The following is a 386-nucleotide window of genomic DNA, read 5'->3' on the forward strand; positions in this document are numbered from 1 at the left end:
CTGCCAGCGGTAACCGTTTGGCCATCGACTTCAAAGCTAACCACGGTTAAATTGCTGTCTACATCAGCATCGTTATCTAATACGTTGCCAGTGGCAACGCTGTCTTCGTCGATAGTTTGGCTGTCGTTGGCTAATACACTGGCGTCATCAACTGGCGTAACTTCAATCGTGAGTGTTGCTGTTGAGCCAGTATTGGTGGTGTATGTAATGACGGGAACGCTGCCATTCCAGTTTTCATTTGGGGTGAAGGTGTAAGAGCCATCTGCATTGATAACGAGAGAGCCGCCTTCAAGTGCTACCGTACTGCCAGCGGTAACCGTTTGGCCATCGACTTCAAAGCTAACCACGGTTAAATCGTTGTCTACATCACCATCGTTATCTAATAC

General features: G+C 47.9%; 1 protein-coding gene. It reads right to left on the reverse strand.

What is annotated here, in order from left to right; translation table 11 throughout:
• Positions 1–386 (reverse strand): Ig-like domain-containing protein (locus tag CXF86_RS20060; RefSeq protein WP_145992409.1); only part of this gene is annotated, 386 nt, incomplete at both ends.

The organism is Shewanella sp. GutCb (assembly GCF_002836135.1).
In the GTDB taxonomy this organism is placed as follows: Bacteria; Pseudomonadota; Gammaproteobacteria; order Enterobacterales; family Shewanellaceae; genus Shewanella.